The 10,016-nt window shown below is 71.6% G+C and carries 11 protein-coding genes; 8 read left to right on the top strand and 3 right to left on the bottom strand.

The window, feature by feature from the left end; all coding sequences use genetic code 11:
• The 3 genes from AOK01_RS37835 to AOK01_RS37825 all read left to right on the top strand — a co-directional run.
• Positions 1-1,148, top strand: a 1,148-nt coding sequence (locus AOK01_RS37835; protein WP_055519824.1) for a pseudouridine synthase, incomplete at its 5' end; no start/stop codon positions are given.
• Positions 1,149-1,388: 240 nt separating this feature from the next.
• Positions 1,389-2,165 (top strand): NUDIX hydrolase, encoded by a 777-nt coding sequence (locus AOK01_RS37830; protein ID WP_055519819.1) that lies wholly within the window; start codon positions 1,389-1,391, stop codon positions 2,163-2,165.
• A complete protein-coding gene (locus AOK01_RS37825) occupies positions 2,162-3,181 on the top strand; it encodes an ADP-ribosylglycohydrolase family protein (protein WP_055519817.1) in 1,020 nt (339 codons plus the stop codon). Before AOK01_RS37830 ends, AOK01_RS37825 begins: the two co-directional genes overlap by 4 nt.
• 60 nt (positions 3,182-3,241) lie before the next feature.
• Here the strand turns inward: AOK01_RS37825 and AOK01_RS37820 are convergent, their stop codons facing one another.
• The 3 genes from AOK01_RS37820 to AOK01_RS37810 all read right to left on the bottom strand — a co-directional run bounded on the left by AOK01_RS37820 (position 3,242) and on the right by AOK01_RS37810 (position 5,106).
• On the bottom strand, positions 3,242-3,691 hold the full coding sequence (locus AOK01_RS37820) for a Rieske (2Fe-2S) protein (RefSeq protein WP_055519815.1): 450 nt from the start codon (positions 3,689-3,691) through the stop codon (positions 3,242-3,244).
• A complete protein-coding gene (locus tag AOK01_RS37815) occupies positions 3,688-4,272 on the bottom strand; it encodes a DUF6529 family protein (protein WP_055519813.1) in 585 nt (194 codons plus the stop codon). The genes AOK01_RS37820 and AOK01_RS37815 overlap by 4 nt, the downstream gene beginning before the upstream one ends.
• 123 nt (positions 4,273-4,395) lie before the next feature.
• Positions 4,396-5,106 (bottom strand): hypothetical protein, encoded by a 711-nt coding sequence (locus tag AOK01_RS37810; protein WP_055519811.1) that lies wholly within the window; start codon positions 5,104-5,106, stop codon positions 4,396-4,398.
• Positions 5,107-5,361: 255 nt separating this feature from the next.
• Here AOK01_RS37810 and aroH point away from each other — a divergent pair, with 255 nt between their 5' ends.
• The 5 genes from aroH (at position 5,362) to der (ending at position 9,952) form a co-directional block, all read left to right on the top strand.
• Positions 5,362-5,724 carry a chorismate mutase gene (gene aroH / locus AOK01_RS37805; protein WP_055519810.1) on the top strand — a complete coding sequence of 121 codons (363 nt, stop codon included), beginning with the start codon at positions 5,362-5,364 and terminating at the stop codon, positions 5,722-5,724.
• A complete protein-coding gene (locus AOK01_RS37800) occupies positions 5,721-6,806 on the top strand; it encodes a prephenate dehydrogenase (RefSeq protein ID WP_055519808.1) in 1,086 nt (361 codons plus the stop codon). The genes aroH and AOK01_RS37800 overlap by 4 nt, the downstream gene beginning before the upstream one ends.
• Before the next feature lie 221 nt (positions 6,807-7,027).
• Positions 7,028-7,723 carry a (d)CMP kinase gene (cmk, locus tag AOK01_RS37795; RefSeq protein WP_055519806.1) on the top strand — a complete coding sequence of 232 codons (696 nt, stop codon included), beginning with the start codon at positions 7,028-7,030 and terminating at the stop codon, positions 7,721-7,723.
• Complete coding sequence (locus tag AOK01_RS37790) at positions 7,681-8,388, top strand: lysophospholipid acyltransferase family protein (protein ID WP_190853456.1); 708 nt, start codon at positions 7,681-7,683, stop codon at positions 8,386-8,388. Before cmk ends, AOK01_RS37790 begins: the two co-directional genes overlap by 43 nt.
• Before the next feature lie 88 nt (positions 8,389-8,476).
• On the top strand, positions 8,477-9,952 hold the full coding sequence (der, locus tag AOK01_RS37785) for a ribosome biogenesis GTPase Der (protein WP_055519804.1): 1,476 nt from the start codon (positions 8,477-8,479) through the stop codon (positions 9,950-9,952).
• The last annotated feature ends 64 nt before the right edge of the window (positions 9,953-10,016 follow it).

Below are 10,016 nucleotides of genomic sequence, written 5' to 3'. Positions count from 1 at the left end.
GCTCCGGCGGTGGAGGCGGCAACCCTCGCGGGTCCGGCGGTGGGGGCGGTGGCTCTCGTGGCTCGGGCGGCGGTGGCCCCCGTACCTCCGGCAGCGGATACAACTCACGGGGAGCCGCCGGCAGCGGCTCCCAGCAGAACGGCGCGCAAGGGCCCGACGACAGGCCGAAGCGGCCCGGCAAGCCCCGTCCCGAGGAGCGTCGCTACGACGTAGGCCCCGGCGCCACCCACGAGGGCGCGAAGTCGGGGCGCGGCAACGCGGCCCGCGGCGGTGCCAAGGGCGGCCCCAAGCAGGGCCAGTCCCGCGGCGGCCGTACGGAGAACGCGCGCTCCCGTGAGTTGGAGACGCGCACCGAGGAGCGCAACAGGGACCGGTACGCGGGCAAGCCCGACGCCAAGACGGTCAAGACCTTCCCGGGCGCCGAGCAGGAGGGCGAGCGCCTGCAGAAGGTGCTCGCGCGCGCGGGCTACGGCTCACGCCGTTCCTGCGAGGAGCTGGTCGAGCAGTCGCGCGTCGAGGTCAACGGCGAGATCGTCGTCGAGCAGGGCATGCGCGTCGACCCGGAGAACGACGAGATCAGGGTCGACGGGCTGACGGTGGCCACGCAGTCGTACCAGTTCTTCGTGCTCAACAAGCCCGCCGGTGTCGTGTCCACCATGGAGGACAACGAGGGCCGTCAGTGCCTCGGCGACTACGTGACGAACCGCGAGACGCGGCTCTTCCACGTGGGACGGCTCGACACCGAGACCGAGGGCCTCATCCTGCTCACCAACCACGGTGAGCTGGCGCACCGCCTGACCCACCCCAAGTACGGCGTGAAGAAGGTCTACCTCGCGCACATCGTGGGCCCGATCCCGCGCGACCTGGGCAAGCAGCTCAAGGACGGCATCCAGCTGGAGGACGGGTACGCGAAGGCGGACCACTTCAGGGTCGTCGAGCAGACCGGCAAGAACTACATGGTCGAGGTGACGCTGCACGAGGGCCGCAAGCACATCGTGCGGCGCATGCTCGCCGAGGCCGGCTACCCGGTCGACAAGCTCGTGCGCGTGTCGTTCGGGCCGATCGCCCTCGGCGACCAGAAGTCGGGCTGGCTGCGGCGGCTGTCCAACACCGAGGTTGGGATGCTGATGCAGGAAGTCGGCCTCTAGAAAGAGCATTGGTACCTGTTCGGTACCTGTTTGGTACGGCATCGGCCGGTTCCGGGACTTCCCGGGGCCGGCCGATGTGCGTTCGGGGGTTGTGGGCGTGCGGTTCGCTATTTATAGTCGTACTGACCATTAAGGGAACGCCCTTGCCGGGCGCGGCCGATGGAGCGGGGTCCACGGGGGTGGTCCCGGTCCGGGCCGTCGCCCGGCAAGGTGATCGCACACGTGGAGAAGGAGGGGGGCATGGAGGGCTACGACAAGCACGCCTTCGAGCCCTTCGCCGTCACCGTCGACCTCGCGGTGTTCACGGTCCGGGCGGGCGTGCTCCAGGCGCTGCTGATCGAGCGCGGACAGGAGCCGTACGCGGGCCGCTGGGCGCTGCCCGGCGGGTTCGTGCTGCCGGCGGAGTCCGCCGAGACGGCCGCCCGGCGCGAACTCGCCGAGGAGACCGGCCTGTCGGACGTCTCCGGGCTGTACCTGGAGCAGTTGCGCACCTACAGCGAGCCGGACCGCGATCCCCGGATGCGCGTGGTCTCCGTCGCGTACACCGCGCTGCTGCCGGACGCTCCCGAGCCGCGCGGCGGCGGGGACGCGGCGAGCGCGCGCTGGCTGCCGTACGACGGTGTCGGGCCGCTCGCCTTCGACCACGACCGGATCCTCGCCGACGCCCATGACCGGGTCGGCGCCAAGTTCGAGTACACCTGCCTCGCCACGGGGTTCTGCCCGCCGGAGTTCACCCTCGGGGAGCTTCAGCAGGTCTACGAGACGGTGTGGGGGACCACTCTTGACCGCCCGAACTTCCGGCGCAAGGTCCTTGCCACGTCCGGGTTCGTCGAACCGGTCCCGGGCGCGGCGCGGCTGACCGGAGGTCGGGGGAAACCCGCCGCGCTGTACCGGGCGGGGGCCGCCACGGCGTTGCATCCGCCGCTGCTGCGACCTGCGCCCGCGCCGTCCCAGCCGTCTCCGTCTCCCTCGCCGTCTTCGGCGCCGTCTTCGTCTTCGGAAGGACGATTCTCATGACCACGACCGTCAGGAAGCAGGCCGCCACCGGCGCGTTGGTCGGGCTCGCCCTCGGGGACGCGCTCGGTTGCCCGACCGAGTTCAAGGACGTGCCGTCGATCCTCGGCACGTTCGGGCCCTGGCGGGAACTGGAGCTGCCCGATCCCGCGTACATCACCGACGACACGCAGATGACGCTGGCGCTGGCGCGGGGGCTGCGTACGGCCATGGACCGGGGGCTGCTCGGGCCCAAGCGGCTGGAGAGGCCCGTGCGCGAGGAGTTCGTGGACTGGTACCAGTCGCCGGAGAACAACCGAGCGCCCGGCCGGACCTGCCTCGTCGCCTGCGAGAAGCTGCGGCGCGAGGACCGGCTCTGGCAGGACGCCAGCCAGGTGGGCTCGAAGGGCTGCGGCGCCAACATGCGCGTGACGCCCGTCGGTCTCGCCCCCGGACTCAGCGACGAACAGCGCGCCGGCGCCGCCCAGTTGCAGGCCGCTCTCACCCACGGCCACCCGACGGCCCTTGCCGCATCCGATCTCACCGCGCACGCGGTACGGCTCCTCGCGCAGGGCGCCGAACCGACGGGACTGGTCGGACTGCTGCGGTCGTACGCGTACGAGAACCGGACGAGCTACCACGAGCGCTGGCTCGGCGATCTGTGGACCCGAGCCCAGGACCCGACGCCGACGCACTTCATCTCGCGGGGCTGGGACGAGTGCCTGGAGGTCCTGGAGCGGCTTGAGCGGGCCCTGCGGTCGCCGTCCCCGGAGACGGACCCGTGCCTCGCCACCGGTGCCGGGTGGATAGCCGAGGAGGCGCTCGCCACCGGTCTTCTGTGCTTTCTGCTCTTCGTGGACGAGCCGGTGACGGCCCTGCGCCGGGCTGCCTGCACCTCCGGGGACTCGGACTCGATCGCCTGTCTGGCCGGCGCCTTCGCGGGGGCGTACCTCGGCGCCGACGCATGGCCCACGGAGTGGGCCGACAGGATCGAGCACCAGGGCGATCTGATGGCGTTCGGCGCGCTCTGGGATGCCTGACGGGACCTGACGGGATCCTCTCCGCCGAGTGCCGCGAGGCGGGCGGCCGGACGAGGCAGGTCAGGCGAGGCTGATCGAGTCGCCGTCGACCGTGATCTGCTTCGCCGGGAGCGGCTTCGGTGCCGGACCGCCGGCCACCGAGCCGTCGGCGACACGGAACCTGCTGCCGTGGCACGTGCAGTTGATCGTGCCGTCCGAGACATTGGCGACGATGCAGCCCGCGTGGGTGCAGATCGCCGAGAAGGCCTTGAAGTCGCCCTGCTCGGGCTGGGTGACGACGACCTTCTCGGCCTTGAAGATCTTGCCGCCGCCGACCGGGACGTCGCCGGTCCTGGTGAGTTCCTGCCCGCCGGGCGCCTCGCCTCCGCTCGCGCTGCCCGAGGGAGCCGCGGAGGAGGCCTCCTCCGTGTCGCCCCCGCCGTTCTCGTCGCCGTACTCGCTGCAGCCCAGGAGCAGTGCGCTCGCCGTGCCCGCCGCGAGCACCGTGCGCCGCGTCGAGGAATTCGTCATGTCGTCACTCCGAAGGTACGGAAGAACCAGAGGGCGGAGGTCAGCCAGATCACCGTGAGGGCGGAGAAGACGAGCCCGCCGACGATGGGCAGTACCCAGCCGGGCAGTCGCTCCGAGCGGAGCAGCAGCATTTTGGCACTGAATGCACCGAAAAAGAAGCAACCCAGGAGTGAGTGCCACAAGACACGCGGTTCGTATGTCTGGTAGCCCAACGCGTACAGACAGTGCACCGCGACAGGTACCGCCACAAGGAACGCGATCCGGCCCGACCAGCGGTGCAGCGCTCCGGACCAGCTCGGGCCCGGCAGCCGCCCGTACAGCATGAGCGCCGAGACGAGCTGTACGACGGCGAAGCCCGTCGCGACGGTGGCCAGCCACGACTTCACCGCGCCCGTGCTGCTGAAGCCCGCGAGGTTGAAGGCGGTGCCCTCCGGGTCGTGCAGGTTCCCGTAGGCGCCGAGGCCGACCGCGACCGCGCTCGCGACCAGGGCGGGTACGAGATAGCGGGCGGCTCCCGGGCGGCGGGGGACGGGGCCGTGCGGCGGGAAGCCCTGGGTGGCGGCGTTCGGATCCACGGTCATGGTCGGCTCCCTGCGGTCACGCGGGTCACGCGGGCACGCGGTCGGTGGGGCAAGGCGCGGAACGAAGAACGGAGCGAACTGTGCGGCGCGAAGAGCGGAGTTACGGAATCGGGGGTCACGGGGTCACGGGGTCACAGGTCGCGCGGTGAGCTGCTTTCCGTCGACCGTCACCGCGCCGGTCTCCGGGTCGATACGGGGTGCAGGCGTGGGCTTGCCGTCGCGCTTGAGGATGCCGACCTGGCGGCCGTCCCGCAGCACGATCCAGCCGCCGTCGACCTTGGCGCCGCGCACGGTGGCGGTGGCGCGGTACAGCCCGGAGGGCTTGACGGCCTTGTCGGCCGTGAAGCCGTACTTGCGCTGCCCCATGTCGACGGTGCCGCGAATCCGTTTGCCGGTCAGCTGTCCGGTGAGGACCTGGTCCTTGTCCTTGCCGCCCGTGAGGCGCATGCTGCCGTCGGCCTCGACGTCGCCCTTCAGCCACGACTCCTGGTTCCGGCCGTCGCAGAAGTACGCGACCGCCTTGCCGTCGCGCAGGGTCACCGCGACAGCGGAGGAGTCGTCGTCCGTGCGGCCCGCGTAGTCGCCGTTCCGCACGGCGGACCTCGACGGGCCGGGCGACAGTGGCGGGGACGGTGACGGTGACGGCTTGTCCGGCGTCACCGTGGCCGTCGCGGTGGGTGCCGCCGTGGGCGCTGGGCTCGACGACACGGCGTCGGCCGGCGACTCGCTCCCGGTCGATGCGCTGCGCGTCCCCGTCGTCGCGTTGACCGACAGCATGAACAGGGCGAGCAGCAGCCCCGCGAGGAGCGTGAAAAGTGGTCCGGAACGCTTCATCGTGCCTCCCCCGAGGCGTGGCGCGGACAGCCTCACCATGCAAGCGGACCCGCGGCCCCGGCGTCCAGAGGCGTACATGAGCGACTTCGCGGCAATCCGAGGACGATCACGCCCAAAGCGTCACCTCGCTCCACGTGGCAGGAAGGGCGCGCCGCGGCCGTCTCGGCAGGCGAGCGCCGCGTCTCGGCCGGCCGAGGGACAGCCCTTAGGCTGGACGCACCAAAGCCGATCCGTACATCAGCGAGGAGCATCACCGTGGCGGTACGAGCGGTCCGGGGCGCCGTCCAACTGGAGCGGGACGAGGCCGGGCACATGGACGCGCAGGTCAGCGAGCTGCTCACCGCCATCCTGGAGCGGAACGGGCTGACCAACGACGAGTTGATCAGCATCTGGTTCACGGCGACCCCCGACCTGCACAGCGACTTCCCGGCGGCCGCGGCGCGCAAGCTCGGCATCGTCGACGTACCGCTGATCTGCGCGCAGGAGCTGGACATCGAAGGTGCGATGCCCCGGGTCGTACGGGTCCTCGCGCACATCGAGACCGACCTGCCGCGCGCCGACATCGCGCATGTGTACCTGGGTGCCGCGGGCGAGCTGCGCAAGGACATCGCCCAGTGAGGACCGCGCTCGTCATCGGCACCGGCCTCATCGGGACGTCCGCCGCGCTCGCCCTGGCCGCGCGCGGCGTCGTCGTACACCTCACCGACCGCGACCCGGAGCAGGCCCGTACGGCCGTCGCGCTCGGCGCCGGCACGGACGCGGAACCCGCGGGCCCCGTCGACCTCGCGATCATCGCGGCGCCGCCCGCGCACGTGGCCGCGGCGCTCGCGGACGCCATGCGGGGCGGCCTGGCACGCGGCTACCTCGACGTGGCCAGCGTCAAGGGCGGGCCGCGCCGCGAGCTTGAGGCGCTGGGGCTCGACCTGTCCGCGTACATCGGTTCGCACCCCATGTCGGGCCGCGAGAAGTCGGGCCCCCTGGCCGCCACCGGCGACCTCTTCGAGGGGCGTCCCTGGGTGCTGACGCCGACCCGGGACACCGACACCGAGGTGCTCAACCTCGCGCTTGAGCTCATCTCGCACTGCCGGGCCGTCCCGGTGGTGATGGACGCCGACGCCCACGACCGCGCGGTCGCGCTCGTCTCGCACATGCCGCACCTGGTGTCCAGCATGGTCGCCGCGCGGCTGGAGAACGCCGAGGAGGCGGCCGTACGCCTCTGTGGGCAGGGCATCCGCGACGTGACCCGGATCGCCGCGTCCGACCCGCGGATGTGGATCGACATCCTCTCCGCGAACCCGGGCCCGGTCGCCGACCTGCTCGCGGACGTCTCCGCGGACCTGGACGAGACCGTGCAGGCCCTGCGCGCCCTCCAGTCCTCCGACCAGGCCAAGCGCCGCGAGGGCACCACCGGCATCAAGGACGTCCTGCGCCGCGGCAACGCCGGCCAGATCCGCGTCCCCGGCAAGCACGGCACCGCCCCCACCCCGTACGAGAGCGTCGTCGTCCTCATCGACGACCAGCCGGGCCAGCTGGCACGCATCTTCGCCGACGCGGACCGCGCGGGCGTCAACATCGAGGACGTACGCATCGAGCACGCGACGGGTCAGCAGATCGGCCTGATGGAGCTGATGGTGAAGCCGACGGCGGCACCGGTGCTGACGGCGGCCCTGCGGGACCGGGGCTGGGCGATCCGGCAGTAGGGCCGGGCGCGCCTGCAGGGGCGCGGGGAACTGCGCGGCCAGCCCCCACGCACCTGCACCCGCACCCGCACCCGCCACACGTCCGAGCCCAGCCGCGGCACCCCTCGGAGAGGCCGGCGCAGGGGTCGTAAGACGGGGTCCGGAGAGCCAGTAACCTTGTTCGGGGCGCGCTCGTGCCCCGAACAAGCCCAGCAACCCGTACCAGGAAGGTGTCCGCACCCGTGGAATCCACCGCCGCCCGGACCGCCCCGGCCGTGATTGTCGCCATCGACGGTCCCTCCGGCACGGGCAAGTCGAGCACCTCGAAGGCCGTCGCCACTCAGCTCGGCCTGAGCTACCTGGACACCGGCGCCCAGTACCGGGCGATCACCTGGTGGATGGTGACCAACGGCATCGACGTCGACGACCCCTCCTCGATCGCGGCGGCGGCCGGGAAGCCCGACATCGTGTCCGGTACGGACCCCGCGGCGCCGGCCATCACGGTCGACGGCACGGATGTCGCGGGCCCCATCCGCACCCAGGAGGTCACCTCGAAGGTCAGCGCGGTCAGCGCCGTCCCCGAGGTCCGCGCCCGGATCACGGAGCTGCAGCGCTCGATCGCGGCGGCGGCCGGGCGGGGCATCGTCGTCGAGGGCCGGGACATCGGGACGACCGTGCTGCCCGACGCCGACCTCAAGATCTTCCTCACCGCCTCGCCGGAGGCCCGCGCCGCCCGCCGCAGCGGTGAGCTCAAGGGCGCCGACGTCAACGCGACCCGCGAGGCCCTGATGAAGCGGGACGTGGCCGACTCCACCCGCAAGACCTCACCGCTCGCGAAGGCGGCCGACGCGGTCGAGGTGGACACCTCCGACCTCACACTCCAGCAGGTCATCGAGTGCGTCGTCACCCTCGTCGAGGGGAAGCGGGCCACGAGGTGAGCGAAGCCCGGCACGAGGTGAGCGAAGCCCAGACCGCCCGGCGGGCCGACATCGGCCGCCGTATCGGCGTCGGCCTGATGTACGGGCTGTGGAAGCCGCGCGTCCTGGGCGCCTGGAAGGTCCCGGCGACCGGCCCGGCGATCCTCGCCATCAACCACTCCCACATCATCGACGGGCCTGTGGTCATGGGCGTGGGACCCCGGCCGACGCACTTCCTGATCAAGAAAGAGGCGTTCGTCGGCCCGCTCGGCCCCTTCCTGCTCGCCGTCGGGCAGGTGAAGGTGGACCGTGCGGTCGCCGACCGCACCGCGATCACCCAGGCGCTGGGCATCCTGGACGACGGCGGCGTCCTCGGGATCTTCCCCGAGGGCACCCGCGGCGAGGGCGACTTCGCCTCGCTGCGCGGCGGGCTCACCTACTTCGCGGTGCGCAGCGGGGCCCCGATCGTGCCGGTCGCCGTCCTGGGAAGCACGGAGCGGCGCGGACGGTTGGTAAAGGAGCTGCCCCCGCTGCGGAGCCGACTCGACGTCGTCTTCGGGGACCCCTTCGAGGCGGGTGACGGCAGCGGACGGCGTACGCGCAAGGCACTCGACGAGGCGACCGTACGCGTCCAGCGGCAGCTCACCACGCACCTGGAAAACGCCAGGCGTCTCACCGGACGCTGAGCGACACTTGATTTGAGTACTTGAGTAGTGGATCGACCCGGAACGGGCCGGTTCCACCGATCACCACGATGAACGAGGTACGGACTTCATGAACGACCAGATCCACTCCGAGAGCTCGGGCGGGGAGCACGAGCACGGGGCACTTGGCGACGCCGAGTACGCGGAGTTCATGGAGCTCGCCGCGGAAGAGGGTTTCGACACCGAGGACATCGACGGTGCGATCGAGGAGGCGGGCCACGGCCCGCTCCCGGTCCTCGCCGTGGTCGGCCGCCCGAATGTCGGCAAGTCGACCCTGGTGAACCGCATCATCGGCCGCCGCGAGGCCGTCGTCGAGGACAAGCCGGGCGTCACCCGTGACCGCGTCACCTACGAGGCCGAGTGGGCGGGCCGCCGCTTCAAGCTGGTCGACACCGGCGGCTGGGAGCAGGACGTCCTCGGCATCGACGCGTCCGTGGCCGCGCAGGCCGAGTTCGCGATCGAGGCGGCCGACGCGGTCGTCTTCGTCGTGGACGCCAAGGTCGGCGCCACCGACACCGACGAGGCGGTCGTCCGCCTGCTGCGCAAGGCCGGCAAGCCCGTCGTCCTGTGCGCCAACAAGGTCGACGGACTGAGCGGCGAGGCCGACGCCTCGTACCTCTGGTCCCTGGGCCTCGGCGAGCCGCACCCCGTCTCGGCGCTGCACGGCCGCGGTACCGGCGACATGCTGGACGCCGTCCTGGAGGCGCTGCCCGAGGCCCCGGCACAGACCTTCGGCATCGCACTCGGCGGCCCCCGCCGCATCGCGCTCATCGGCCGCCCGAACGTCGGCAAGTCGTCCCTCCTGAACAAGGTGGCGAACGAGGACCGCGTGGTCGTCAACGAGGTCGCGGGCACCACCCGCGACCCGGTCGACGAGCTCATCGAGCTGGGCGGTGTCACCTGGAAGTTCGTCGACACGGCCGGCATCCGCAAGCGGGTCCACCTCCAGCAGGGCGCCGACTACTACGCCTCGCTGCGCACCGCCGCCGCCGTCGAGAAGGCGGAGGTCGCGGTCATCCTGCTGGACGCCAGCGAGAACATCAGCGTCCAGGACCAGCGCATCGTGACGATGGCCGTCGAGGCGGGCCGCGCGATCGTCCTCGCCTTCAACAAGTGGGACACCCTCGACGAGGAGCGCCGCTACTACCTGGAGCGGGAGATCGAGACCGAGCTCCTCCAGGTGGCGTGGGCGCCGCGGGTCAACGTGTCGGCGCGTACGGGCCGCCACATGGAGAAGCTGGTCCCGGCGATCGAGGCCGCGCTTGCGGGCTGGGAGGCACGTGTCCCGACGGGCCGCCTCAACGCCTTCCTGGGCGAGCTGGTCGCCGCCCACCCGCACCCGATCCGGGGCGGCAAGCAGCCGCGCATCCTCTTCGGCACGCAGGCGGGCACCAAGCCGCCGCGCTTCGTGCTCTTCTCCTCGGGCTTCATCGAGCACGGTTACCGCCGCTTCGTGGAGCGCCGGCTGCGCGAGGAGTTCGGCTTCGAGGGGACCCCGATCCACATCTCGGTGCGGGTGCGCGAGAAGCGCGGCAGGAAGAAGTAGCCACACGGACGCTGTACGTACAGGGGTGTACGTGCAGCGGTGTACGTGCAGCGGTGTACGTGCA

The sequence above is a fragment of the Streptomyces aurantiacus genome (assembly GCF_001418335.1).
GTDB lineage: Bacteria > Actinomycetota > Actinomycetes > Streptomycetales > Streptomycetaceae > Streptomyces > Streptomyces aurantiacus.
This window is presented reverse-complemented; position numbering and strand designations above follow the sequence as displayed.